The following is a 24,819-nucleotide window of genomic DNA, read 5'->3' as shown; positions in this document are numbered from 1 at the left end:
CATGAAGTGGGGTGTGATCGCAACGGGCGGAATCGCGCAAGCTGTTACCGCCGACATGCTGAAAGTCGAGGGCGTCACGGTTCTCGCGGTGTCCTCGCGTGACGTCACGCGTGCGCAAGCGTTTGCCGAGCGGTTCGGCATCGAGCGCGCGTACGGCGACTACCACGATCTGCTCGCGGATCCGGACGTCGACGTCGTCTACGTGGCCACGCCGCACGGCCAGCACCACGAGGTCACGCTCGCCGCGCTCGACGCCGGCAAGCACGTGTTGTGCGAGAAGGCCTTCGCACTCACGGTGGCTGACGCCGAAGAGATGATCGAACGGGCGAGGTCGAAGAACCTCTTCCTGATGGAAGCCATGTGGACGCGGTTCAACCCGTTGATCCGCAAAGTTCACCAGGCCGTCGAGAACGGTGAGATCGGCGAGATTCGCACCGTCCACGCGGACTTCGGCTTCGCGCACACCTTCGATCCCGGCGACCGGTTGTGGGCCAAGGAAGCCGGTGGCGGCGCGACCCTCGACCTCGGCGTCTACCCGGTCGCGCTCACGCACCTGCTGCTCGGTGTTCCGGTGGAGGTCCGGGCGTGGGGCGGCAAGGCACCGTCCGATGTGGACTCCGATGCCGGTCTGCTGCTCGGCTACCCCGGTGGTGCGCACGCGCTGCTGAACTGCTCGCTGCTCGCGGACGTGGGGTGCAGCGCGAGGATCATCGGGACCAAGGGGCGTATCGAGATCGACGAATCGATGTACAACCCGACCAAGGCCGTCATCAACGGCGTCGAGCACACCATCGAGGACGAGGGCTACACGCACCAGATCCGTGCGGTCGAGGAGTCCATCGCCGCCGGCCTGACGGAGAACCCGTCGATCACCTGGCAGAACACGCTGGAGGTCATGCGCACGCTCGAAGAAGCGCTGGCCCAGCTCGGCGTCTCCTACGCGGACACCGTCAAGTAGATCAGCGCCACGTTCAGCACGACCACCGCGAACGCCACCACGCACGCGGCAACGGTGACCGAGCGCCGGTTCGCGAAAGAACCCATCACGGATCGGCGCGCGGTCAGCCACACCAGCGGGATCAGCGCGAACGGAATCCCGAACGACAGCACGACCTGCGACAGCACCAACGCGAACGTCGGGTCGACGCCGAACGCCAGGATCGCCAGCGCGGGCACCAGAGTCACCAATCGGCGTGCCAGCAACGGAATCCGCACCCGCAGCAGCCCGTCCATCACCACCGCGCCGGCATAACAACCGACGGCCGTGGACGCGAAACCCGAAGCCAGCAATCCCAAAGCGAACAGCAGCGCGATCCCGCCACCCAACTGGGCCGAGACGGCCGCGTGCGCTCCTTCGAGCGTGTCCACGCCTTCCTGGCCCTGCAACGCCGAAGCCGCGAGCAGCAACATCGCCATGTTCACCGCGCCGGCGAGCAGCATCGCGACGACGACGTCGATCTTCGTCGCGCCGAGCACCGACGGGTTCCTGCCGTGCCGGTCGCGCGCCAGCGCCGAGTGCAGGTAGACCGCGTGCGGCATGACCGTGGCACCGAGCATTCCCGCCGCGAGCAACACGCTGTCCGCGCCGTCGAACCGCGGCGCCAAGCCGGAAACAGCTCCGGAAACCGATGGCGGTGCCACGAAAAGCCCCGCCATGAACCCGACCGCGATGACGATCAGCATCGTCGTGATCACGCGCTCGAACGGCTTCTGCCCGCGCTTGTCCTGCACCAGCAGCAGAATCGTCGACACGACACCGGTGATCACGCCACCGAGCAGCAGCGGGAGGTCGAACAACAACGCCAGCGCGATCGCCCCGCCGAGCACCTCGGCGAGATCGGTCGCCATCGCGACCACCTCGGCCTGGCCCCAGTACGCGAGCCGCACCGGACGCGGCAGGTGATCGCGCACCGCCTCGGGCAGCGACTTCCCGGTGACCAGGCCGAGCTTCGCCGACAGGTACTGCACGAGCCCCGCCATGACGTTCGCGACGACGAGCACCCAGACCAGCAGGTACCCGTAGCGAGCGCCCGCCGCGGTGTTGGTGGCCACGTTGCCGGGATCGACGTACGCGATCGCGGCGACGAACGCCGGACCGAGCAACGCCGCACCCGCACGCAGACGCGTCGAAACAGCGACCACCGGACACCTCCCCTTGCTGCAAGATTATTGCAACAAGGGGCCGCCTACTCGCGGAATGTGGCCTCAAGCACCTCGGGGAAGCGCCTCCAGCATCGTCCTCGCCACCCCTACAACGGCGTCCATCGCGCTGTCGAGATCGCCGCTCGGCATCAGCAGGTGGCTCAACGCCAGCCGCACGGTCGTCTCGGCGGTGAGCCGCACGTGCCGGCCGGGGAAGTGCTCGATGAGGTGCCGCTCGACGACCTCGGTCGCGTGGAACAGCACCGGATGGCCGCGGATCGTGAGGAACGGCAACAGGTCTTCGGCGTCCTGTCCGGTCAGCACGGCGGAGACCAGGCGGTCCTTCTCCGTCCGTTCGAAGGTGTAGCGGAAGGCCGACCGCATCGCCTCCCACGGATCGGGGTTCTCCTTGAGCCGCGTCACGATCCCGGTGAGGTACTCCTCCGTCTGATGGGCCGCGACGGCCTGGACGAGTCCCTCCTTGTTGCCGAACTCGTTGTAGACGGTCTGTCGGCTCACCCCTGCGCGGGTGGCGACCTCGATCATGCGCAGCCCGTGGAAACCGTGGGTTGCGAGCAGGTCCGCAGCTGAGTCCAGTAACTGCTCGGTGATGTCGCTCACGCCCTCAGCTTTACACAGTTATGGGTTTTGTAAAGACGTAGAGTGAGGTTCTGTGCCGTTCACCGTGGGTTTCGACCTGGACATGACCCTCATCGACCCGCGACCTGGCATGGCCGCCGTGCTGAACGAGGTGGGCGCGCGCACCGGCCACGCCCTCGACGGCGAGCACTTCGCGGCGAACCTCGGCCCGCCCCTCGACATGACCTACCGCGACATGGGCGTGCCGGAGGAGGAGATCCCCGAGCTGGTGACGCTCTTCCGCGCGCTGTACCCGGACCTCGTGATCCCCGGGACGGTCGCGCTGCCTGGCGCCGCTCAGGCGTTGCAGAGCGTCCGGGAGCTCGGCGGTCAGACCATGGTCGTGACCGGCAAGTACCGCAAGAACGCCGCGCTGCACCTGGAAGCGCTCGGCTGGGAGGTCGATCACCTCTACGGCGAGCTGTGGGCGACGGGCAAGGCCGAGTCGCTCAAGCTGCACGGCGCGGCGGTCTACGTCGGTGATCACGTCGGCGACATGCGCGGGGCGGAGGCGGCCGGAGCGCTGGGCGTCGGCGTCGTCACGGGGCCCTGTTCGCGAACCGAGCTGGCAGCAGCGGGTGCCGCGGTCGTCCTGGAGGACCTGCGCGAGTTCCCGGACTGGCTCAGGACTTCTTCTGGCGTGCTTTCCTGACCACCGCGATGATCCCGAGCCCCAGGCCGATCGCAGGGGCGTAGGTCGCGATCACGTTCAGCCACACCGGCAGGTCGCTGTGGCCGGTGGCGAACAGCACGAAGACCGCGATGATCGCGAGCACGCCAACGGCGAACACGCCCACTGCCAGCGGCATCAGTTTCACGGCGGTCATGGCCAGCAGCGTAGTCGCGCTAACGGAGGTGCCCTCCGCCTGGTCTTCTGGCTACTCTGGTGGGACGCGTCCTGGGTACGCCTGGGGCGCGTTCGTTGTGCAGATGCAAGGGAATGGTGAGCGCGGTGCCGACCGGCAAGGTCAAGTGGTACGACACGGAGAAGGGCTTCGGATTCGTCACCCAGGACGGTGGCGAAGACGTTTACGTCCGCAAGGCGGCGTTGCCTCCGGGTGTCACCGGTCTGAAGGCCGGCCAGCGCATCGAGTTCGGCATGGCGGAAGGCCGGCGTGGCCCGCAGGCGCTGTCCGTGCGCCTGGTGGACCCCGCGCCGTCCGTCGTGGAGGCGACCCGCCGTCCCGCGGAGGAGCTGCACGGCCTGATCGAGGACATGATCAAGCTGCTGGAGAGCAAGGTGCAGCCTGACCTGCGCCGCGGCCGTTACCCGTCGGACAAGAAGAGCATGAAGCTCGTCGCCGAGGTCGTCCGGGCGGTGGCGCGGGACATCGATCCGTAAAAGGATCGGCGTCATGTCGTCAGACGCGGACAGGATCGTCGAGTTCCTCTACGAAGTCGGCCAGCTCAAGCGCCTGCCCCGAGCGGGGTGGCTGTTCGCCGGGGTGCAGAACCCCGAGTCGGTGGCCGCCCACTCGTTCCGGGTGGGCGTTCTGTCGTACGCGATCGCCGTGCAGGAGGGCGCGAACCCGGACCGGGCGGCGACGCTGGGGCTGTTCCACGACGTGCCGGAGACGCGGATCGGCGACATCCCGTACGTCGGCAAGCTCTACCTCGACGTGAAGGTGCCGCCGGAAGCCGTTGCCGCGGACCAGGTCCGGCACCTGCCCGCGCCGCTGGCCGCGCACATCGAGGCGTTGGTCGCCGAGCACGAGTCCGCGAAGAACTACGACCACACGCCGGAAGCGCGCTGCTCGCGTGACGCGGACAAGCTCGAACTCCTGCTGCAGGCGCGGGAGTACCAGGCCGCGGGGATCACGAAGATGGAGCGCTTCATCCAGACCATGCAGGCGTCGGTGGTCACCGACACCGGCAAGGCCCTGATGGACAGCGCTTTGCGGATCGTGCCCAGCGAGTGGTGGGAAGCGTTCGGACGGCGCTGATCAGCGTGCGTCAGCGGGTGATGTCGACGACCCACGAGCCGCGCATCAACGGCTGGCCGGTCTCCAGCACCGCGCCGGCCGCCTCGTGCACCTCGATGCGCAGCAGCTGGTCGGAGTCGTTCGGCACGGCCAGCGTGTAGGTGTAGTTGTCGCCCTTGCCGAGCAACGGCGAGGAGCACCCCTCCTGCACCTTGGCAGCGTTCTCGTACACGCACACGACCTCCCAGAGGCCGTCCGCGAGCTGCCCGTCCACCGAGATCTGCACGACCTTGCCCGCCGGCACCTTGAGCGAACCGGGCGCGTTCTTCTCCGCGCAGTTGTCGCCGGCGACGTCGCAGTAGATCGTCGGCTCCATGCGGATGGCCTTGCCGTTCGCGTAGAACGTGACCTCGGGGTCGTGCTGCTGGAGCGAGCATCCGGACAGCACGAGAACGCTGGCGGCCATTACAGAAGCAAGTCGACGCACGTCAGGCAGCCTACGGGGTGGCGTGGGCCGGCCTGCGAACGAGCCTCTGCAACGACGTGCCGTTGCGGTACATCCACGTCTGCGCGAGGCCCAGCGCGAGCAGCACGGAGAGCACCAGGAAGCCCACCCAGAACGTCGCGGGCAGCAGCACGCCGAGCGCACCGCCGAAGACCCACGCGAGCTGCAGGATCGTCTCCGAGCGGCCGAACGCGGACGCGCGCGACGCCTCCGGCAGGTCGTCCTGGATCACCGCGTCCAGGCCCACCTTGGCCAGCGAGGACGCCGTCGCGCCCAGCAGACCGACGATGGCCGCCGTGGTGAGGCCGGGCAGCGCCGCGGCGACGATCGTGGCGCCGAGGGCCGTGCCGACGCAGGCGAGGATCACCTCGTCCGGTTTGCCGAAGTGCTGGCGCGCGCCGATGGCGTTGCCCAGGAAGCTGCCGATGCCCGCGGCCGCGGCGATCACACCGAGCAGCAACAGCTGCCGCACCGCGTCGCCCTCGGTCTGCGCGCGGACCACGAAGGCCGCGAACAGCGTGAGGAACCCGGTCAGCATGCGGATGGAACCGTTGCCCCACAACGCGACCACGACGTGCCGCGACACGCGTTGCTTGGCGGGCCTGGGAGTGAGGGTGGCCGGGACCTCGCCCTCGGTCACCTCGACCCACGACGGGATCTTCATGCAGACGACCGCGTTCACCAGGCACAGCACGGCGGTGAACCACAGCGCGCCCGGCGAGCCGAACAGGTGCGCGAAGCCCGCGGCGAACGCACCGAACACCGCACCGGCCGCGAGACCGAAGACCGTCATGCGGGCGTTGGTCTTGGACAGCGTGATCTCCGGCGGCAGCACGCGCGGGGTGATCGCGGACTTGAGCACGGTGAACGACTTGCTCAGCACCATGCTGCCCAGCGCCGCCGGGTACAGCAGCCAGTTGTCGAAGTTGAGCGCCATCACGATCGCCAGCACGATCCGCAGCACGCAGGACGCGGCCAGTGCGAGCCGCCGGCCTCGCTGGATCTTGTCCAGCAACGGCCCGATGACCGGCGCGATCAACGCGAACGGCGCGACGGTGATCAGCAGGTAGAGCGCGACCTTGGTCTTGGACTCGGCGGACGCCGCGGAGAAGAACAGGGTGTTCGCCAGCGCCACGGCCATCGCCGCGTCGGCCGCGTAGTTCATCATCACGGCGTAGGTGACCGAGGTCATGCCGGATTTGCCGGCGCCGTCCGCGTGGGCCGCGCGCCGGAACGCCGCGACCGCCTGCTGCGAGATCTGCTTGCCGCGGAACCAGGCGACGCGCGTGACCGTGAGCTTCTTCGGCGGCTTGGGCGTCGGGGTGGTCTGCTGGTCCTGGTTGGGCAGCGGGCGGGTGTTCTGGGGCCGGCGCGGCGGGGGCTCGAAACCGTGTTCGGACGCGGCCTCGCGACGCCGCCGCGGCTGGTACTCGTCGTCCTGCCACGGGTAGCGCTTAGGAGTCGGTTCGTCACTCCACCCGCGGTCGCCGGTCACACGTCAATCCTGCCCCATCCCGTTGAACCTCACCCGGAAGATGGTCGGCCAGTTCTTGCCTGTGACCAGGAACTCGTTGGTTCCGGGGATGTGCGCGATGCCGTTGAGGACGTCCACGTCACCGGAGGGCTTCAGCGAGGCGAGGTCGTAGGTGTTGACGACCTGACCGCCGGCCGGGTCGATGCGGATGATCTCGTCGGTCTTCCACACGTTCGCCCAGACCTTGCCGCCGACGCACTCCAGTTCGTTGAGCTGCTCGACCGGCTTGCCGTCCCTGGTGACCTGCACGCTGCCGGTCTCCTTGAACGACTTCGGGTCGCGGAAGGTCAGCTTCGCGGTGCCGTCGCTCATCACCAGCCGCTGGCCGTCGTCGCAGATGCCCCAGCCCTCGCCCTCGTAGCTGACGCGGCGGGTCTCGGCGAGCGTCTTGCGGTCACGTTCGATGGCGACGCCGTTGCGCCAGGTGATCTGCCAGATGGTGTCGCCGACGACGGTGATGCCCTCGCCGAAGAAGTCCTGCGGGAGGTCGACCTTCTTCTGGACGTTCCCGCTCGACGGATCGAGGGCCCGCATCGTCGACTGACCCTCGAGGCCGGTGCCCTCGTAGAGGACGCCGTCGACGAGTTCCAACCCCTGGGTGAACGCCGACGTGTCGTGCGGAATCTTTTGCAGGACTTCTACCTGCGGTTTTGCTGGCTCCTGGGTTGAGCAGGCAGCCAAAACCGCGACGAGGACCAGCCAGACGGGTGAGCGCACCCAACGGAGGGTGGCACGAGTTTTCGTCCCGGCGAAGTCCTGCGGCACAATTCACCACGTGACCGCGACTGAGATGCTCCTCGACGCCGTTGATCTCGCCCGCGCCGCCGCTCTGGAAGAGGCGGGTGTGGACAGCGTCGGCGCTCACGTCGGGGTGCACAGTGAGGACGAGTACTCCGTCACGCACCTGTTCGAGGCCGAGCACGCGGGCTACCGCGGCTGGAACTGGGCGGTGACCGTCGCCTACGCGGGCGAAGGTTCCCCGGTGTCGGTCAGCGAGGTCGTGCTGCTGCCGGGCCAGGACGCCCTCGTCGCCCCCGAGTGGGTGCCGTGGAGCGAACGGGTCCGTGCCGGCGACCTCGGCGTCGGTGACCTCATGCCGCCCCGCGAGGACGACGCGCGCCTGATCGAGGCCTACGTGCAGTCCGACGACCCCGCTGTGGAAGAGGTCGCGCTGGAGATCGGCTTCGGCCGCACGCGCGTGCTGTCCCGCGAAGGCCGCCTCGAAGCCGCGGATCGCTGGGTGAACTCCGACTTCGGCCCCAAGTCCGACATGGCCCGCAGCGCCCCCGCGCACTGCGGCACGTGCGGCTTCTACACCCGCGTGGCCGGTGCGTTCGGCGCCGCGTTCGGCGTGTGCGCGAACGAGATCGCGCCCGCGGACGGCCACGTCGTGCACGTCGAGTACGGCTGCGGCGCCCACTCGCAGGTCGAGGTCGACATCAGCCCGATGGTGCCGGTCGCCGACCTGGTCTACGACGACGCCCAGCTGGACGTTCTGGACGTCTCGGAGTGACCGACCCGTTCGGCACCGAGGCCCTGCGCACCTCGGTCGTCGCCGCCTGGCGTGGTTCGCCCACCCGGTTCCGCGAAGACGCGAACGCCGAAGAAGACCTCCGCCTCGGTGGCTACCGGGACCGGCTGCTCGTCGAGCTCGCCCAGAACGCGGCCGACGCGTCCGGTGCCGAGCCCGGCGTGTTGCGGATCACGCTGGTCGACAACGAGCTCAGGGCCGCCAACACCGGTGCCCCGCTGACCGTCGCCGGTGTCGCCGCGCTGGCCTCGCTGCGCGCCTCGGCCAAGGAGTCCGGGGTCGGGCAGTTCGGCGTCGGGTTCGCGGCTGTGCTGACCGTCACCGACGCGCCGCGTGTCGTTTCCACCTCGGGTGGCGTGGAGTTCTCCGCCGAGCGGACCCGTGCCGAGGTGCCGGAGCTGGCGTCCGAACGTGGCGGCGACGTGCCGGTGCTGCGGCTGGTGTGGCCCGTCGACGAGGTCGTGCCGGACGGGTTCACGACCGAGGTCCGGTTGCCCCTGAAGGTCTCGCTCTCGCTCGAGGACCTGGCCGCCGAGGTTCCGGACCTGCTGCTGGCGTTGCCGGGGCTGCGCCGGATCGAGGTCGGCTCCGAGGCGTGGGAACGCTTCGTCACCGCGGACGGCGTCGTCACCGTCGGGTCGTCGCGCTGGCTGGTCGAGCGTGCTGTCGGTGAGCTGCCCGCGGAGTTGGTGCAGGGGGTCGAGCAGCGTCCTCAGTGGACGGTCTCGTGGGCTTACCCGCTGGAGTCTCCGCTGGGCGAGGACGTGTTGCACGCGCCTACGCCGACCGACGAGCGGTTGTCGTTGCCTGCTCGGTTGATCGCGACTTTGCCGGTCGAGCCTTCGCGGCGCCGGATTCTGCCCGGGCCGGCCGCCTGGGCGGTGCTGGACGCGGCTGCTGAGTTGTACCCGGCTCTGGTGGCCCGGGTTCCTGCTGTCGAGCGGACCGCGCTGGTGCCACTGCCGGGGTTCCCGTTGTCCGAAGTGGACGATCGGCTGCGGACCGCGGTGCTCCGTTCGTTGCGTGCCGCGGAATGGCTGCCGCTGGCTTCTGGCGAATGGATCGCGCCTGCTCGTGCGCGCGTGCTGGACGTCGGGTCCGAGGAGCTCGTCGAGCTGGTCGAGGACACCCTGCCCGGCCTGCTGGACGCCGAACTCTCCGCCCCGGTGCACGCCAAAGCGCTGGCAGCACTGGAAGTCCCGCGCGTGACCACCGCCGAGGTCGTGGCCGCCCTGGCCGGCGCCGACGGCGACCCGGCGTGGTGGCGTGAGGTCTACGCCGCGTTCGCGCCTCTGGCCGAGGTCGACCCGGACGTGCGCGAGGCGCTGCAGTCTCTGCCGGTGCCGTTGGCCGATGGGCGGACGGTCACCGGGCCGCGGACGACCTTGATCGCGGACGAACCGTTGCCAGGGCTTCGAGTTGTGCATCCGGACGCCGTGCACCCGTTGCTGGTGCGGTTGGGGGCTGTTGAGGCCGGGGCGACCGAGCTGCTGGCTGATCCTTCGTTGCGCGAGAACGTGGCGCGGTCGTTGGAGGATGCCGAGGCCGGGCTCGAGGGCGACGACCTGATCGAGACCGTGTTGCGGTTGGTGGATCGGGCGGCTCTGCGGGCTGGAGAGGAGCCTTGGCTGGGGGCGTTGGCCCTGCCGGACGCTACCGGTGAGTGGCATCGGGCGGACGAGCTGCTGCTGCCTGACTCGCCGTTGGTCGGCGTGGTCGAGGCTGACGCGTTCCCGTTGCTGTCCAAGGACATTGCCGAGACTTATCCGCGTGCCGCGCTGGTCGCTGTCGGGGTGGTCGACGGATTTTCTGTGGTCGTCGACGACGAGCCTTCTGGCCCGGAGCACGACCTGGCCGACGAGGCCGCGTGGTGGTCGTCGGTGCCGGACGAGCCGACTCGGGTGGTGGCGGTCCGGGATCTGGACCTGGTGGCCGACTGGCCGGCGGCGCTGAGGTTGCTGGCTGCTGATCCGGTTACCTGGCGAGCTGTTTCCGAGCCTGACGGGTACACCGGGTGGTGGATCGCCCGGCACGCAACGCTGGCCGGCAAGGCTCCGCGCGAGTACCGGCTTGCTGAGGCTTCGCTGCTGGACGGGCTGTTCGACGTGGTGCCGGATCTGGAGCTGCCGGAGCACGTGCTGCGGGCCGCCGGGGTGCGGTCGCGGCTGGAGATCCTGGACGAGGACGACGCCGAGTTCGTGCTGGGGCGGTTGGGGGATCCGGATCGGGTTGTCGCGGACGCGGTGGTGCTGCGGGCTCATGCCGCGTTGCCGGACTGCGAGTTCGTGCCGCCTGCCCGGGTTCGGGTGTTGAGCGGTGAGGTTGTAGCGGCGGACGACGTCGTGGTGCTGGATCACCCGTGGTTGCTCGGGGTCGTGCCGGCTTCTCGGGTTCTGCTGGCTGACGGGTCTGAGGAGTTGGCGGACCTGCTGGACCTGGCGTTGGCTTCCGAGGAGTTCGACGGGTCACCGGATCATGTCGGTTCGGTGGTGCGGTGGGAGGACCTCGGGGCGGTGCGGATGGCTTGTGAGCTGCTCGAGGTCGCGCTGCCGGACGGGGTTGTCGTGGTGCACGATGAGCTGTTCGTTGACGGGCAGCGGGTTGAGTGGTGGATGGCGGACGGGGTGCCGCATGCCGCTGACACGCCTGAGGGGTTGGCTCGGGCGTTGGCTTGGGTGGCTGGGCGGTGGGGGGACCGGCATACCTTTGTGGCGCTGATCGGGGATCCGACGGCCGCTACGTTGTTGGGCTGACGCGCTGGTTTTGTTGGTGGTTGGGTTGCGTAGGGCGGGTCACCTTGCGTGCGTTTCCTGGGGGCGCTGCCCCCAGACCCCCGCCAATCTGATCAGGGGGTCCGCGCCATTCGCGGGTTGATGGCACGCCTGTTGCGTTGGGCGGCTGCCGGTTGCGTAGGTGGAGCGCACTGGAAAAGCTAACGATCCGCTGGCTGTAGTTCTTGGCTGGTCTCGTTTTGTCGCTGCTTTTGTTTGCGCAGTCTTGGTTTTGCTATGTCGCCGCGTTTGGTCAGGATGATCCAGGCGGTGATCGTTACTAGCATTGAGACTGCGCCGCCGATGATGATCGGCGCGCGGCCGTTGATCTCGCCCAGCCAGCCCATCAGCGGGCCGCCCACTGGGTTGCCGCCCAGGAACACGAGCATGTAGATGCCCATTACCCGGCCGCGCATTTCTGGTTCTACGGCTAGTTGGATGGTGGCGTTCGCGGTGGTGTTGAAGGTCATCATCGCTATGCCCACGGGGATCATCATCAGGCCTGTCAGGAGCATCGTGGGCATGAGGCCGGACACGATTTCCAACAGGCCGAAGAGCACGCCGGAGCCGATGAAGACCGATAGGCGTGGGGTTTTTCGTCTGGCGGCCAGGGTTGCGCCTGCCAGGGTGCCCACTGCGATCAGGGTGGAGAGCAGGCCGTAGGCGTCGGCGTCGCCGTTGAAGACGTTGCGGGCCATGATGGCCAGGGTCATGTAGAAGTTCATGCCGAAGGTGGCGATGAAGAAGACCAGGACCATCACGGTCAGGAGGTCTGGGCGGCTTCTCACGTAGCGGAGGCCTGAGAGCAGTTGGCCTTTTTCGCGCGGTACGGGGTCGGAGCGTTGTAGTTGGGACGTTCGCATCAGCCAGATGCCGCCTACTACGCCTACGAAGCTGATGGCGTTGGCCAGGAAGACCCAGCCCGTGCCGATGGCGACGATGGTGACGCCTGCGATGGCCGGGCCGATGATGCGGGCCAGGTTGAACATCATCGAGTTGATGGCCACGGCGTTGGTCAGGGAGTCGCGGCCGACCATTTCCACTACGAAGGATTGACGTACTGGGGTTTCCACTGCGGAGAAGCAGCCGAGCAGGAAGCAGAGGACGTAGACGTGCCAGAGTTCTACTACGCCTGTCACGTCTAGAAGGCCGAGTGCCAGTGCGCAGATGCCCAGGGCGGATTCGAGCCACAGCAACAACTTGCGCTTGTCCATGCGGTCGGCGAGGACGCCGCCCCACATGGAGAGGATCAGGACTGGCAGGAACTGCAGGGAGGCGGCCAGTCCCAGGGCTATGGGGGAGCCGTTGGTCAGTTCCAGGACGAGCCAGTCCTGGGCCACGCGCTGCATCCAGACGCCTACCAGCGAGATGATCTGGCCTGAGGCGTAGAGGCGATAGTTGTATATGCCTAAGGAACCGAACATTCCGGTACGACGAGGTGGCGAACTGTCTGCTCCACCACCCGCGTAACCCGACACGTCCTTACTGCCCCGCCATCCTGTCGATGATCTCGGCGGCGCGCGAGAGGAGTTCCCGTTCTTCGGGTGGCAGCTCCGCGAGCCTCTTGTCCAGCCACGCTTCGCGGGCTGTGATCTCGTCTTCGAGGTACGACAAGCCTTCGCTGGTCAGCTCGACGATGGCTTGACGGCCGTCGGTGGGGTGCGGGCTGCGCGTGGCGAAGCCGAACTCCTCCAGGGCGGCGATCACTCGGGTCATGGAGGGCGGTTGGACGCCTTCCTTGGCCGCTAGTTCGCCTGGGGTCAGCGGGCCGCACTTGTGCAGTGTGGACAGCGCGGACACCTGGGTCAGCGACACCGACGAGTTGGTGCGCTGCGCTCGCAGGCGACGGTTGAGGCGCACGACGGCAAGCCTCAGCCTGCTCGCCAGTCCGTGCTGATCGATCGCCACGTAGTTAGCATACCTCACGAAATAGTTTCCTGCCGAAAGGTCAGTTGAGCAGGGCCTGGATCGGGCCCAGTGCGAAGTAGACGACGAAAGCGGCCGCCACGATCCACATCAGCGGGTGGATTCCTCGTGCGCGGCCGGTCAGGGCCTTGAGCAGCACGTAGCTCACGAAGCCCGCGCCGATGCCGTTGGCGATCGAGTAGGTGAACGGCATGACCACGATCGTGAGGAACGCGGGCAGGGCGACGGTGAAGTCGCTGAAGTCGATCTCGCGGACCTGCATCATCATCAGCGCGCCGACGATCACCAGTGCGGGGGCGGCGGCCTCGATCGGGACCACCTCGTAGAGCGGCGTGAAGAACATGGCGAGCAGGAAGAGGACGCCGGTCACGACGTTCGCCAGGCCCGTGCGCGCGCCTTCCGCGATGCCGGAGGCCGACTCGATGTAGACGGTGTTCGACGAGCTGGACGCGGCGCCGCCGGCCACCGCGCCGAGGCCGTCGACGAACAGCGCCTTGCCCACGTTCGGCAGCTGGCCGTCCTTGTCGATCAGGTCCGCTTCCTTGCCGAGGCCGGTCATCGTGCCGACCGTGTCGAAGAAGTCGGTGAGCACCAGCGTGAAGACGATGAGGGCCGCGGCCAGCGCCGGCAGCCGCGTCCAGGCGCCGAACGACACGTCGCCGAGCAGCGACAGGTCCGGCACGCCGAAGACGTGGTCGGGCAGCGCGGGGTAGCCGAGGTTCCAGCCCTTCGCGTTGACGCCCGCGGACGGGCCCGCCTTGACGAGGGCTTCGAGGATGATCGCGAAGATCGCGGTGCTCACGATGCCGATGAGGATCGCGCCCTTGATCTTGCGCGCGAAGAGCACGCCGGTGACCACGAGTCCGACCACGAAGACGAGCGTCGGCCAGCTCGCGATCGACCCGTTGATGCCCAGCCCGACCGGCACCGTGGTGTTCGCGGCGTCCGGCAGGCGGCGCACGAAGCCGGCGTCGACCAGGCCGATGAAGGTGATGAAGAGTCCGATACCGACCGCGATCGCGGCCTTCAGCTCGTTCGGCACGGCGTTGAACACCGCGGTCCGCACACCCGTGACCACGAGCAGGAGCACGACGAGGCCGTTGACCAGGATCAGGCCCATCGCCTCCGGCCAGCTGACCTTCGCGGCCACGCTGACGGCGACGAACGAGTTGATGCCCAGGCCGGTGGCCAGCGCGAACGGGTAGTTCGCGATCAGTCCGAAGAGGATGGTCATGACGCCTGCGACCAGCGCCGTCACCGCCGCGACCTGGCCGACCGGCAGGATGTTGCCGAGCACGTCAGGGTGCGCTCCCGGACCTGTCGGCGCGAAGCTGCCGATGATCAGCGGGTTCAGCACGACGATGTACGCCATCGTGAAGAACGTCACGACACCGCCGCGCACTTCCCGCGCCACGGTCGACCCGCGCTCGGAAATCTTGAAGAACCCGTCCAGCATCTGCTCTCCTTACGATGTGTCCGAACGCGACCCCGCCCCACACCCACCGCCGTTGCCTCACCGGCTGGCCGATCCCGTGCCGGTGGTGCTGGGCGGTACCGCGCTGTGGTTCCTCGGGTTTTTCGTCGTTCTGCTCGTCGACCGCTCGAACAGCACCCTGCTCTGGACGACTCTGTCCGGCGGTCTGCTGGGGATCATCGGGTACGGAGTCTTCTACTGGCAACGCCGGGCCGCGAGGCGGGGATCACGTGGGGCCCAGCAGGGCCTCGACGACGCCTAGTCGGTCAGCTTCGGATGGCCGGTGCCGGCCCAGGTGAGCCAAACAGTCTTTCGCTCTTCCGCGGTGACGTACCAGATACGTCCTCCCGCGGTGACCTCGTATTGCCACTGGTCGAGCTCGACGCCATCCACCGTCAAGCGCGCCAGATCGCCTTTGAGCCGGTGCTGGCGGGAACTGTTCTCCGGAGGAGAAGTGGGGCGTTCAGTCAGAGCGACCCATGCGTCCCAAGCGTTCGACGCGGCGGTGCGACAGAGTTCTTCCCATCCTTTGGCTGCTGGGGTGGTGGCGAACCGTGCCACGTAACCACCTGGACGTTGTGGCGGGGCGGCACGATCGCCGCGCTTCGCTGGCAAATGCTCACTCGTTCTCAGAAGAAGGGGCCGGGTCGAGGTCATCGGTGGTGATCGGGGTGCTGAGCGCACGATGCAGCTCAGGGTCCGCGTGCACGATGGCTGTGTTGGCCCACTCGTGCATGACCTGTGCGAGCAGGGACCACTGGCCGAGCTCTGCGGACGCTTGGATAGCCTGGATGAACTCCTGCACGAACTCCGCACGGTCGGACTTCGGCAACACCGCGATCCAGGGGAACTCGTCCAGCAACGCATCCCCCACGGCGTCGGGGCCTGCATGCCGGAACACGGAACGCATCGCGCGGGCCGCCGTGACAGCTGCGCTGTGGCGGTACTGGTGGTGGTCGGCCCGCACGAGCAGTAGATCGGCCCCATCGCGGCGCTTGACGCGCACTTCATGTTGGTCGGCGATGGCGGCGACGCTCTTCGGGTCGCGAGCCAGCTCGCTCCACTGCACTTCGTTGACAGTCACCCTGCAATTCTGAACTTATTCAGCATTGTTGGCAACTGCACGATCGGGTGTGATCACGGCCATGATCGACGCCACCGACTGGGTCCGGCTGCTGGTCGTCTGCGTCTTCTTCACGGCCGCCGCCGCGGCGGCGGCCTGGGCGACGAGGCTCACCAAGCCGCAGCCGTTCCTCACCGCGGCCGCCAGGGCTGTCGCGCAACTCGCCGCGGTCAGCGCCGTGATCACGTTCGTGCTGACGCACCTGGGCCTCACCGGCGTGTTCCTCGCCGTCATGGCGATCGTGGCCACCGCGACCTCGGCCCGCCGCACCGAGACCGGCTGGAAAGGCGCGTGGGTGGCGGTCGCGATCCTGATCGGTCCCGTGCCCGCGCTCGGCCTGCTGATCGCCATCGGCCTGCTGCCGGTGCAGGGCATCGCGCTGATCCCGGTCGGCGGCATCCTGATCGGTGGCGCGATGACCGCGACCACCCTCTCGGTCAGAAGGGCCCTCGACACCCTCAAGGACCGCCACGGCGAGTACGAGGCTGCGCTGGCGTTGGGGTTCACGGAGCCGGCGGCGGCGAGGTTTCTCATCCGTCACCCGGCGGCGGAGGCGTTGCTGCCGGCGCTCGACCAGACGAGGACGGTCGGGCTTGTCACCCTTCCGGGTGCTTTTGTCGGGATGCTCCTGGGCGGGGCTCCCGTGTGGCAGGCCGGCGCACTGCAGATCGTGGTCCTGCTCGCCTTGCTCGCGGTCGAGGTGGCCGCTGTCGCCACCGTGGTCGAGCTGGTCGCGAGGGGTTTGATCAGGAGGGCTTCCCAAGGTAGCGAAGTTAGGCTAACCTAAGTCTCGTCGCTTCGTGGTGGGAGCGGCAGTCAGTTCGGGAACGGACGAGGCCCCCGCTCTGGGCAGAGCGGGGGCCTCGTCGTGTTCGGCGAGCGGGAAGCTTTGTCGGAGCACCCACCGCCGAAGTCTCGAACCGTCAGCCGAGCCGCAGGCCGTTCTGGCCGGCGCGCGCCGCCTCGAAGCGGGCGGAGACGTCCTCCCAGTTGACGACGTTCCACAGCGCCGAGATGTAGTCGGCCTTCAGGTTGCGGTACTGCAGGTAGTACGCGTGCTCCCAGATGTCGAACGCCAGCAGCGGCGTGGTCGCGATCGACAGGTTGGAGTGGTGGTCCTTGAGCTGCAGCGTGACCAGCTTCTGGCCGATCGGCTCCCACGCGAGGATGCCCCAGCCGGAACCCTGGATCGAGGACGCCGCCGCGTTGAGCTGACCGCGGAACTTGTCGAACGACCCGAAGTGCTCGTCGATCGCGGCCGCGAGTTCGCCGACCGGCTTGTCGCCGCCGTTGGGCGAGAGGTTCTTCCACCACACCTGGTGCAGCGCGTGGCCTGCCAGGTGGAACGCCAGCGTGGTCTCGAGGCCGACGATGGAGCCGAAGGACTCCTTGTCGCGGGCTTCCTCGATCTGCTCGAGCGTGTCGTTCGCACCCTTCACGTACGCCGCGTGGTGCTTGCCGTGATGCAGCTCGTTGATCTCGCCGATGATCGCGGGCTCCAGGTCGCCGTAGTCGTAGTCGAGATCCGGCAGCACGTACTGGGCCATGACAACTCCCCATTTGCAATCACTTGGTACTTGCAACTTACTGGCAACAACGCCAGTTAACCAGTTGCGGGGGCACGTAACGTCAGAAGCGTGTCCGTGCTGACAGCCAGGAACATTTCGCTGTCGTTCGGTCCGAGGACCGTGATCTCGGAGGTTGATTTCGATGTTTCGCCTGGTGACCGCGTCGGTCTGATCGCGCCCAACGGTGTCGGCAAGTCGACTTTGCTGCGCCTGCTGTCCGGTGAGCTGAGTCCGGAGACCGGATCTGTCTCAAGCACTGGAACCGTCGCGCACCTGACGCAGGAGACCCTCCACGTTGCTGGAGAGTCGCTGCGTGACCACCTCGCGCGCCGCACCGCCGTCGCCGAAGCGGAGGCGTGGCTGCAACGTGCGGCCGAGGCGCTCGGCGATGGTGGAGGCGCGGACTACCCGGACGCGCTCGACCACTGGACCGCGATCGGTGCCGGTGACTTCGACGAACGTGCGGACGCCGTCTGCGAACGCCTTGGGCTGCCTGCGGATCTGCTCGACGGCCGTGCGCCGGACGAGTTGTCCGGCGGGCAGCAGGCGCGGCTCCGGCTCGCCGCGGTGTTGCTGACTCGGGCGGACGTGCTGCTGCTCGACGAGCCGACGAACGACCTCGACGCCACCGGGCTCGACCTTCTGGAGTCCCACGTGAGCGGGTATCCGGGCGCGATCGTGCTGGTGAGCCACGACCGGGAGTTCCTGGCGCGCACCACGACCGCGATCGCCGAGCTCGACGAGTTCTCGCACCAGCTCACCGTGTTCGGTGGCGGCTGGGAGGCCTACGTCGAGGAGAAGGCGAACGCGGGCCGCCGGGCCCAGGAGGAGTACGAGGCCTACTCGGTCAAGCGCGACTCGTTGGTGCAGCGCAGCCGTCAGGTCAGGGAGTGGTCGCGGCAGGGCGTGCGGCGTGCGACCAGTGCCAAGGCGCGCAACGACGAGCCGGACAAGAACGTCCGTGCGGCTCACAAGCGGGGAGCGGAGGGCCTGACCGCGAAAGCGTCCGTTGTGGACCGTCAGCTGGCCAGGCTGGACGAGGTCGAGGAACCGCGCGAGGCGTGGGAACTGCGGCTCACCCTGCCGTCGGCCGGGCGGGGCAGCTCGGTGGCGTTCACGTTGCGGCAGGCCGTGGTCAGCCGCGGTGACGTGACGCTCGGGCCGATCGACCTCACGATCGGCGCGGGCGAGCGCTGGCGGATCACCGGACCGAACGGCTCCGGCAAGTCGACGCTGCTCGGCGCGCTGCTCGGCCGCATCCCGCTGGTCTCCGGTGACCGTTCGATCGGGCCCGGTGTCGTCGTCGGCGAGGTCGACCAGCTCCGCGCGGAGTTCGCTTCGAACGACTCGGCGTTGCGGATCGTGGCCGGCGCGACGGGGCTGCAGGACGTCGAGGTGCGCACGTTGCTCGCGAAGTTCCGGCTGGGCGCCGACGCCGTGCTGCGGCCGGCGCGCGAGCTCTCACCGGGCGAACGGACCCGTGCGGGCTTGGCCTTGTTGCAAGCTCGTGGCACTACGTGTTTGGTGCTCGACGAACCTACGAATCATCTCGATTTGCCTGCCATCGAACAACTGGAACAGGCGTTGGAAAATTACGAGGGCACGTTGTTGCTGGTCACGCACGATCGGCGGCTCGCATCGGCCGTGCGGGTGGATCGCGAGATCAACGTTAGTGACCTCCTCACGTTTCCTCGTGTTAAGGGTGGAAGATATGAGTCATGACCACCGAGGAGGACTGGCCGGTCGAACAGACCTGGTCAATGCGCAACACCCACTGGCACGCCTATGTGGAGCACACGTCCCTCGACCACGCTTCTCCTCGGCAGGTCCGGCTCGAGCGCACGCCTGAGGAAGTGCTGACCTCGCCAGCCGAGGTCGCGGCGTGGCTGGAGGTCAACCTCCGCAGCGCCACCAGGCCCGAGGAGACCGGCAAGAAGCGGGTCAAGGACGAGCGCGACTTCACCGACTCGAACCGGGTGCACGCCTCCCTGGCGTCCCGCGGCGAGTCGATCTACACGGGTGTGAAGGGCGAGTTGACGCTGGCCGTCGAGGCCGTGACGCCGGACGAATGCCGGATCTCCCACGACGGTGCGGACGTAGCACCCCTGAAGTCAGGCCGTCGCCGCTAAATTAGGCCCCGGGGGATGAACTCTGGGGGAGTTTCATGAAGCGTTTTCTGCCGAGTTTCGGCGCGCTGGTTCTGGTCGCGGCGCTGGTCGGTGCGGTGGTGTGGCTGAGGCCTGAACCTCCCCGACCCGCGCCGCCGCCGTCGCTGGGGGTCGTCCTGCAGTACGTGGACGGCTCCAGGCTGTGGAGCAGTACCGACGGCTATCCGCGGCCGTACCTCGTGCGCCGGGTGCTCGCGGAGCTCGAGGAACAGGGGCTGTCGCTCGACCGGCTCCGGACCAGTGGCGCCGTGGTTCAGACGACGATCGACGCGAAGGCGCAGACGGTGGCCGCCGCCGTCGTGGGGAAGCTGGTCGCTCCAGGGCAGCGGGATCTGGGCGCGTCGGTGACCGCGATCGATCCGAGTTCGGGCGAAGTGCGGGTGTACCTGGGACTCAGCCGGGCCACCGATCTGGCCGGGGGCGAGCCGCGGGCACTGACGCCCGAGATCGTCCGCCCGTTCGCCGACGCGGGCGTGCCGGACCTGGTGCGAGCGCAGATGAGCCCGCTGGACGTGACGGCGGCATACGCGGCTTTGGCCGGTGGGGGCATCAAGCACACGCCGCGTTTCGTCACCTCGGTCACCGGCGCCGACGGTTCGCTGCTGTACCGCAAGGTGGGCATCGCCGACGTCGCGTTCGACCGGCAGGTGGCGGACCGGGTCACCGCGCGGCTCAAGGAGAAGTCCGGTTGCAACGGGATCGCCTGCGTGCCTGACGGCCGCCAGTGGACGGCCGGCTACACGCCGCAGCTCGCGGTCACGGTGTTCGTGGACCAGGCCGGGGCCACGACCGACGCGGACATGGCCAGGGTCGCCTGGCAGGAGTTCCTGGCGTCGCTGGCAGGGTGAGAGCCGGCCGAAATCGTGTTCTGGGGGATCAGATGAGGCGACTTCTTCCTGTTCTGGGTGTGCTGGTTCTCGTCGGTGCCGTTGCGGCGGTGGTGTGGGAACGGTTCGACGAACCGGAGCCGCGCTATGTGGTGTTGCAGTACGCGGACGCCTCGGAGCTGTGGCGGTCAGGCGAGCCGGAGACGCCGCTGGTCAGGCAGATCGTCCGGGAGCTCGCGGTGCGGGCGTCGTTGTCGCTGGACCAGCTGCGCAACACCGGTGCCGTCGTGGTGACGACGATCGACGCGAGGGCGCAGTCCGCTGCTGCGGCGGCGATGCGGGAGAGGTCGGCGGCCAAGGCATCGGTGACCGCTGTCGATCCCGCCCGTGGCGCGGTGAGGGCCTACGCGCCGGGCGGTGATCCCGCGGTGGACTTCGCGGGCGGCGTGGTGAAGGAGCCCGGTTCGGTGTTCTTCCCGTTCACCGCCGTCGCGGCGGTGCAGGAGGGCAAGGCGCTCGGGGAGGGCGACGCGCAGCGGGCGATCGCCATCGCGCATCGAGCCGGTGTGCCGGAGTTCGCGGATGTCGAGGGCACCCGGACGAAGCTGCTCGACGGTGCGGGTGGTGTGCTGCGGCCGCTCGATCTGGCGTCGGCTCAGGCGACGTTCGCTGCGGACGGCGTGCACCGGGACGCTCACTTCATCACGCACGTGACCGACGTGCACGGTGCGACGCTCTACCAGGCGCTGGACACGCCGCAGCCCGCGTTCGACCGGGATCCGGCGCGCAGCAAGGAGATCGCCCAGCAGGTCACCAAGGTGCTCCGAGACGACCCCGCTTGCGGCAACGACCCCTACATGGCGTGCCGTGCTGGTGTGTGGCCGTTGGAACCGGCTTCGACCAGGCACGCGTGGATGACCGGGTACACCCCGGAGCTCGCGGTGGCGGTGTACGTCGGCGGGGACGAGGCCGGCGGCGCCGTTGACGCCGGCCTGCCCAAGGCCGTGTGGGGGACGTTCCTGGAGAAGCTGCGCCCCTAGCTGTACCTAACCCACGTGCCACGTGTGCACGGGTTCGCCCGCGTGCATCAGCTCCATGTACCGCTTGAGCATGCCGCTCAGGGCCGCGTCCCTCGACAGGCCGCGTTCCTCGAGCAGTGCAACGGTTTCCCGCTGCCACGACGATCCTGTGCGCCGTGCGAGGCAGCGCTGCTCGATCACGCCGAGGTAGCGCTCACGGGCCTCGTCGGAGACACCGCACTCGCGCAGGCCCTCGTGCGCCATCGGCAGGAGTCGGCGCAGCACCAGCTCGTCCGGCGGGATCCAGCCGATGCCCGGCCAGTACAGCTGGGCGTGCATGCCGTGCCGGGCGCCGGTGTAGAGATTCTCCTCCGCCGCCTGGAACGACATCTGAGTCCACAGTGGACGTTCCTGGGCGGCGAGCGCGCGCTGGGTGCCGTAGAAGAAGGCGGCGTTGGCCATCGTGTCGAGCACCGTGGGTCCCGCTGGCAGGACGCGGTTCTCGACGCGCAGGTGCGGCACACCGTCGACGACGTCGTAGACCGGGCGGTTCCAGCGCCAGATCGTGCCGTTGTGCAGGCGCAGCTCGGAAAGACGAGGCGCGCCACCGGCTTCGAGGGTCTCGATCGGGTCCTCGTCGTCGGTTTCGGGCAACAGGCTGGGGAAGTAGCGCACGTTCTCCTCGAACAGGTCGAAGATCGACGTGATCCACCGTTCACCGAACCACACGCGCGGACGGACGCCCTGGTTCTTCAGCTCGTCCGGGCGGGTGTCGGTGGCCTGCTGGAACAGCGGGATCCGGGTCTCGTGCCAGAGGGCTTTGCCCAGCAGGAAAGCCGAGTTCGCGGCGATGGCGACCTGAACCCCTGCCAGGCACTGCGCGGCGTTCCAGTGCGCGGCGAAGTGCGTCGGTTCGACCTGCAGGTGCAGCTGAACCGATGTGCACGCGGCCTCGGGCAGGATCGACTCGGCGTAGCTGAGCAGCTTCTCCGGGTTCTTGCCCGGCATCGCCGGACCTTCCATGTGCAGCACCATCTCTTCGCCGCGGGCCTTGAAGATGGTGTCGTTGAGCAGCGCGTATCTCGGTGCCTCGGAGAGCCACTTGCGGTCGAAGTGCCTCTCCCGCAACGTCGGCAGCAAGCCGATCATGGCGAGGTTCGCGCCGACGTCGTTGGCCTTCGAGTCCGCGTTGTCGAGCGATGCGCGCAGTTCCTCTTCCAAGCCAAGCATTTCACCCCCCGCGAGCTCGCGCGGCGGGACGTTGATCTCCAGGTTCTGCTGTCCCAGCTCGAGCGTGTAGGAGGGGTCGTCGATCTTCTCGAGCACCTCCGAGTTCGCCATCGCCGGCCGCATCGCGTCGTCGACGAGGTTCAACTCGATCTCGAGCCCCATCTGCCGACGGGGAAAGGAAAATGTGTCTTCGGCCAACATCGTGGCCAACGCGTCGAGACTTCGCTGCATCTTCTCGCGATAACGCTGGCGATCGTCTCTGGTGAACGTGCGGCTGGACACTTCACTTCCCATGCCGCTACCCCTTCGCTCGGCGCTGGTGGGCGCGGGCCAGGCGGAACGCCCAACGTGACACAGCGGAAACCTTGTTTACATCGCCCAAAACGGTGCTCTCTGTCACGTCGAGGTAACAACCAGCGATCATCCGCTGGTCGGGCGTGCGCCGTTCCGCCCTCCGGACTACCTGGCCTGTTCCACATCACGCAGGATGCGAAACTTCCGGCGTGGCGAAGGTGATCGAGATCAACGACCCGGCTGATGCGAGGTTGGACGACTTCCGCGACCTCTCGACGGCCGACCGCAGGCCTGACCGGCCGGGAGGGCGAGGTCTCGTCATCGCCGAGGGCGTCGTGGTGGTGGAACGCCTGCTGGCATCGCCGTACCCGGTGCGCGGGCTGCTCGGCGTGCGCCGGCGGATCGAGGCGCTGGACCTCTCCGACCTGGACGTTCCCGCCTACGTGACGTCCGCCGAGCTGATGGCGTCAGTCGTGGGATTCCACCTGAACCGCGGCGTGCTGGCCGCCGCCGACCGCGCTCCGGCGGTGTCTTTGGAGGTGCTGGCCTCCACTGCCCAGCGCCTGGCCGTGCTCGAAGGCGTCGGCGACCACGAGAACCTGGGTTCGATCTTCCGCAACGCCGCCGCCCTGGGCGTGGACGGCGTGGTCCTGGGCCCGGGATGCAGCGATCCGCTGTATCGACGCAGCGTGCGGGTGTCGATGGGCCACGTGCTGCGCGTGCCGTTCGCTACCACGGATGAATGGCCCGCGGCGCTGAACATGTTGCGGCACAAGGGGTTCACAGTTGCCGCTCTGACCCCGCGCGCCTCCGCCCTGCATCTGGCGGACGCAGGCCTGCGCGGCCGCCGCGTCGCGGTGCTGCTGGGCTCGGAAGGCCCGGGCCTCACCGAGGAAGCCATCGACGCCGCCGACGTGGCCGTGCGGATCCCGATGTCGTCCGGCGTGGACTCCCTGAACGTCGCCACCGCAGGCGCAGTGGCGTTCTACGCGTTGCTCTAGGGCCGTTCTACGCGTTGCTTTCTAAAGCAGCGTCAGGATCAGCGCGAGCCAGGCCACGAGCACACCCGTGACCACGCCGTAAGCGACCCAGCGCCACACCGGCACCCTGCGGCCCAGCCAGACGGACGGCGCCAGACCGCCGACCACCAGCACGTTCGCGACCAGCGCGAGCCACCGGCTGGTCTCGCCCAGGCCCAGCGACAACGACACCACGGTCACGGTGACGATCGCCGCGGTGATGATGCTGACCGTGAGCCCGGTGCCCCACGGCGTGGGCTCCGGCTCGGAGGGCTCAGGCGGCGTCGGTTCGGCCTTGACCGGGGCTTCAGGGGCGTCGACGCTCACCAACTCCCCGCTGACCGGGTCGGTGTAGCTGATCGGGGAGTTCATGACCGCCGCGATCCGCCCCGCGAGCTGCTTGCCTCTGCGCGTGACCAGCGCACTGGCCACACCGTCCGCCGGCGTCTCGGTGCGCACCACCGCGTCGGCGACCTTCGCCCACTCGTGCAGCGCCTCGGCCAGGTCGGCGCCGAGGGGCAGGCTGTGCGGATCGACCTCGCGCTCACCGGACTCGTCCTCGCCGGCGAGCACGGCGCGGCCGTCCCGGACTCGCAACTCCACGAACTCTCCCTCGGTCTTTCGGGGCCTCGCGCAGAACCTATCGGACGGGGGTGGAGGGGAGAACGGACGAGTTCAACTGGGGGGCGACTTGTTCGGGGCGGGTTGCGTGCGGGGCGGCTGGCGGTGGTCCTGCTGCGTTGTCGGGTCGCGTTCCAGCGGGGTTGGTTGCCTTGCGTGCGAGTGGTCGCGTTCCAGCGTGGTTGCGTGGGCATTGACGAGGCGTGGGGATGCACCGCTACCCATCGAGGCATCACTACGCGGGCTCACCCGGCGCGGCAATACCAACAGAGTTCCCGGCGCGGTCATACCGACAGAGTTCCCGGCGCGGCATCGCACGTGGGTGCACCCAGCGTGGCGAGGTGCCGACGCGCCCGCCTTTGCGTTGCCGTGGCGGGTGCGTGCCGTTCCGGGCCTGCCCGAGAAGGCGAGGCCGCCCGGCTTGGGCCGGGCGGCGGCGGAGTCGTGGGGGGCGGTTAGCCCCCCAACCCCCAGTGGGGGCCCACCCCCCCACCCAAGGGCGGCGA

General features: G+C 68.3%; 27 protein-coding genes. 13 read left to right on the top strand and 14 right to left on the bottom strand.

Annotated features, from left to right (window positions below; genetic code table 11):
• Position 1 precedes the first annotated feature (1 nt).
• Positions 2-958 carry a Gfo/Idh/MocA family protein gene (locus ACWGE0_RS33700; RefSeq protein ID WP_452264942.1) on the top strand — a complete coding sequence of 319 codons (957 nt, stop codon included), beginning with the start codon at positions 2-4 and terminating at the stop codon, positions 956-958.
• Here the strand turns inward: ACWGE0_RS33700 and ACWGE0_RS33695 are convergent.
• Complete coding sequence (locus tag ACWGE0_RS33695) at positions 937-2,142, bottom strand: Nramp family divalent metal transporter (protein ID WP_452264941.1); 1,206 nt, start codon at positions 2,140-2,142, stop codon at positions 937-939. The genes ACWGE0_RS33700 and ACWGE0_RS33695 overlap by 22 nt on opposite strands.
• A gap of 63 nt (positions 2,143-2,205) precedes the next feature.
• Positions 2,206-2,763, bottom strand: coding sequence for a TetR family transcriptional regulator (locus ACWGE0_RS33690; RefSeq protein WP_452264940.1), 558 nt, complete (start codon positions 2,761-2,763; stop codon positions 2,206-2,208).
• A 52-nt stretch (positions 2,764-2,815) separates the two neighbouring features.
• Between ACWGE0_RS33690 and ACWGE0_RS33685 the strand changes: the two genes are divergently transcribed.
• A complete protein-coding gene (locus ACWGE0_RS33685) occupies positions 2,816-3,433 on the top strand; it encodes an HAD family hydrolase (RefSeq protein ID WP_452264939.1) in 618 nt (205 codons plus the stop codon).
• Here ACWGE0_RS33685 and ACWGE0_RS33680 read toward each other — a convergent pair.
• Positions 3,405-3,608 carry a hypothetical protein gene (locus ACWGE0_RS33680; protein WP_452264938.1) on the bottom strand — a complete coding sequence of 68 codons (204 nt, stop codon included), beginning with the start codon at positions 3,606-3,608 and terminating at the stop codon, positions 3,405-3,407. The two genes, ACWGE0_RS33685 and ACWGE0_RS33680, sit on opposite strands and share 29 nt — an antisense overlap.
• A gap of 125 nt (positions 3,609-3,733) precedes the next feature.
• Between ACWGE0_RS33680 and ACWGE0_RS33675 the strand changes: the two genes are divergently transcribed.
• On the top strand, positions 3,734-4,123 hold the full coding sequence (locus tag ACWGE0_RS33675) for a cold-shock protein (protein ID WP_319971472.1): 390 nt from the start codon (positions 3,734-3,736) through the stop codon (positions 4,121-4,123).
• A 13-nt stretch (positions 4,124-4,136) separates the two neighbouring features.
• A complete protein-coding gene (locus ACWGE0_RS33670) occupies positions 4,137-4,724 on the top strand; it encodes an HD domain-containing protein (RefSeq protein ID WP_452264937.1) in 588 nt (195 codons plus the stop codon).
• A gap of 10 nt (positions 4,725-4,734) precedes the next feature.
• Here ACWGE0_RS33670 and ACWGE0_RS33665 read toward each other — a convergent pair whose 3' ends face one another.
• From ACWGE0_RS33665 to ACWGE0_RS33655, 3 genes are read right to left on the bottom strand one after another with little or no spacing between them, the layout of a single operon-like run.
• Complete coding sequence (locus ACWGE0_RS33665; RefSeq protein WP_452264936.1) at positions 4,735-5,190, bottom strand: DUF2771 family protein; 456 nt, start codon at positions 5,188-5,190, stop codon at positions 4,735-4,737.
• A gap of 10 nt (positions 5,191-5,200) precedes the next feature.
• On the bottom strand, positions 5,201-6,703 hold the full coding sequence (locus ACWGE0_RS33660; protein ID WP_452264935.1) for an MFS transporter: 1,503 nt from the start codon (positions 6,701-6,703) through the stop codon (positions 5,201-5,203).
• Positions 6,704-6,706: 3 nt separating this feature from the next.
• A complete protein-coding gene (locus ACWGE0_RS33655) occupies positions 6,707-7,459 on the bottom strand; it encodes a glutaminyl-peptide cyclotransferase (RefSeq protein WP_452264934.1) in 753 nt (250 codons plus the stop codon).
• Between the two features lie 58 nt (positions 7,460-7,517).
• Here ACWGE0_RS33655 and ACWGE0_RS33650 point away from each other — a divergent pair, with 58 nt between their 5' ends.
• Both ACWGE0_RS33650 and ACWGE0_RS33645 read left to right on the top strand, forming a co-directional pair.
• Positions 7,518-8,255 carry a DUF3027 domain-containing protein gene (locus ACWGE0_RS33650; protein ID WP_452264933.1) on the top strand — a complete coding sequence of 246 codons (738 nt, stop codon included), beginning with the start codon at positions 7,518-7,520 and terminating at the stop codon, positions 8,253-8,255.
• Entirely contained in the window at positions 8,252-11,026 is a 2,775-nt protein-coding gene (locus ACWGE0_RS33645) for a sacsin N-terminal ATP-binding-like domain-containing protein (protein ID WP_452264932.1), read from the top strand. The genes ACWGE0_RS33650 and ACWGE0_RS33645 overlap by 4 nt, the downstream gene beginning before the upstream one ends.
• A gap of 179 nt (positions 11,027-11,205) precedes the next feature.
• Here ACWGE0_RS33645 and ACWGE0_RS33640 read toward each other — a convergent pair whose 3' ends face one another.
• The 3 genes from ACWGE0_RS33640 to ACWGE0_RS33630 are packed head-to-tail and all read right to left on the bottom strand — an operon-like array spanning position 11,206 to position 14,426.
• Entirely contained in the window at positions 11,206-12,522 is a 1,317-nt protein-coding gene (locus tag ACWGE0_RS33640) for an MFS transporter (protein ID WP_452264931.1), read from the bottom strand.
• 4 nt (positions 12,523-12,526) lie between these two features.
• Positions 12,527-12,952 (bottom strand): MarR family winged helix-turn-helix transcriptional regulator, encoded by a 426-nt coding sequence (locus ACWGE0_RS33635; protein ID WP_452264930.1) that lies wholly within the window; start codon positions 12,950-12,952, stop codon positions 12,527-12,529.
• Between the two features lie 40 nt (positions 12,953-12,992).
• The gene (locus tag ACWGE0_RS33630; RefSeq protein WP_452264929.1) at positions 12,993-14,426 is read right to left on the bottom strand and encodes an NCS2 family permease; all 1,434 of its coding nucleotides are present in this window, start codon (positions 14,424-14,426) and stop codon (positions 12,993-12,995) included.
• Between the two features lie 16 nt (positions 14,427-14,442).
• On the opposite strand from ACWGE0_RS33630, the gene ACWGE0_RS33625 reads away from it, so the two are divergent.
• Positions 14,443-14,706 carry a DUF2530 domain-containing protein gene (locus ACWGE0_RS33625; protein WP_452264928.1) on the top strand — a complete coding sequence of 88 codons (264 nt, stop codon included), beginning with the start codon at positions 14,443-14,445 and terminating at the stop codon, positions 14,704-14,706.
• Here ACWGE0_RS33625 and ACWGE0_RS33620 read toward each other — a convergent pair.
• Positions 14,703-15,005, bottom strand: a complete 303-nt coding sequence (locus ACWGE0_RS33620) for a hypothetical protein (RefSeq protein WP_452264927.1) — start codon at positions 15,003-15,005, stop codon at positions 14,703-14,705. The two genes, ACWGE0_RS33625 and ACWGE0_RS33620, sit on opposite strands and share 4 nt — an antisense overlap.
• 58 nt (positions 15,006-15,063) lie before the next feature.
• Positions 15,064-15,528, bottom strand: a complete 465-nt coding sequence (locus ACWGE0_RS33615) for a DUF6247 family protein (protein WP_452264926.1) — start codon at positions 15,526-15,528, stop codon at positions 15,064-15,066.
• Positions 15,529-15,589: 61 nt separating this feature from the next.
• On the opposite strand from ACWGE0_RS33615, the gene ACWGE0_RS33610 reads away from it, so the two are divergent.
• Entirely contained in the window at positions 15,590-16,354 is a 765-nt protein-coding gene (locus ACWGE0_RS33610; RefSeq protein ID WP_452264925.1) for an ABC transporter permease, read from the top strand.
• Positions 16,355-16,490: 136 nt separating this feature from the next.
• Here ACWGE0_RS33610 and ACWGE0_RS33605 read toward each other — a convergent pair whose 3' ends face one another.
• Complete coding sequence (locus ACWGE0_RS33605; protein ID WP_319971459.1) at positions 16,491-17,114, bottom strand: superoxide dismutase; 624 nt, start codon at positions 17,112-17,114, stop codon at positions 16,491-16,493.
• A gap of 90 nt (positions 17,115-17,204) precedes the next feature.
• Here ACWGE0_RS33605 and ACWGE0_RS33600 point away from each other — a divergent pair, with 90 nt between their 5' ends.
• The 4 genes from ACWGE0_RS33600 to ACWGE0_RS33585 are packed head-to-tail and all read left to right on the top strand — an operon-like array spanning position 17,205 to position 21,170.
• On the top strand, positions 17,205-18,857 hold the full coding sequence (locus ACWGE0_RS33600; RefSeq protein WP_452264924.1) for an ABC-F family ATP-binding cassette domain-containing protein: 1,653 nt from the start codon (positions 17,205-17,207) through the stop codon (positions 18,855-18,857).
• Entirely contained in the window at positions 18,854-19,264 is a 411-nt protein-coding gene (locus ACWGE0_RS33595; RefSeq protein WP_089949907.1) for a hypothetical protein, read from the top strand. Before ACWGE0_RS33600 ends, ACWGE0_RS33595 begins: the two co-directional genes overlap by 4 nt.
• A 35-nt stretch (positions 19,265-19,299) precedes the next feature.
• Positions 19,300-20,151: a hypothetical protein gene (locus tag ACWGE0_RS33590; protein ID WP_452264923.1), complete on the top strand. Its 852-nt coding sequence runs from the start codon at positions 19,300-19,302 to the stop codon at positions 20,149-20,151.
• A gap of 32 nt (positions 20,152-20,183) precedes the next feature.
• Positions 20,184-21,170: a hypothetical protein gene (locus ACWGE0_RS33585; protein ID WP_452264922.1), complete on the top strand. Its 987-nt coding sequence runs from the start codon at positions 20,184-20,186 to the stop codon at positions 21,168-21,170.
• A gap of 6 nt (positions 21,171-21,176) precedes the next feature.
• Here ACWGE0_RS33585 and ACWGE0_RS33580 read toward each other — a convergent pair whose 3' ends face one another.
• The gene (locus ACWGE0_RS33580; RefSeq protein ID WP_452264921.1) at positions 21,177-22,673 is read right to left on the bottom strand and encodes a glutamate--cysteine ligase; all 1,497 of its coding nucleotides are present in this window, start codon (positions 22,671-22,673) and stop codon (positions 21,177-21,179) included.
• Positions 22,674-22,882: 209 nt separating this feature from the next.
• Here ACWGE0_RS33580 and ACWGE0_RS33575 point away from each other — a divergent pair, with 209 nt between their 5' ends.
• On the top strand, positions 22,883-23,674 hold the full coding sequence (locus tag ACWGE0_RS33575) for a TrmH family RNA methyltransferase (RefSeq protein WP_452264920.1): 792 nt from the start codon (positions 22,883-22,885) through the stop codon (positions 23,672-23,674).
• 21 nt (positions 23,675-23,695) lie between these two features.
• Here the strand turns inward: ACWGE0_RS33575 and ACWGE0_RS33570 are convergent, their stop codons facing one another.
• Positions 23,696-24,295: a DUF2537 domain-containing protein gene (locus ACWGE0_RS33570; RefSeq protein ID WP_452264919.1), complete on the bottom strand. Its 600-nt coding sequence runs from the start codon at positions 24,293-24,295 to the stop codon at positions 23,696-23,698.
• Between the last annotated feature and the right edge of the window lie 524 nt (positions 24,296-24,819).

This window comes from Lentzea sp. NPDC054927 (assembly GCF_053610285.1).
This window is presented reverse-complemented; position numbering and strand designations above follow the sequence as displayed.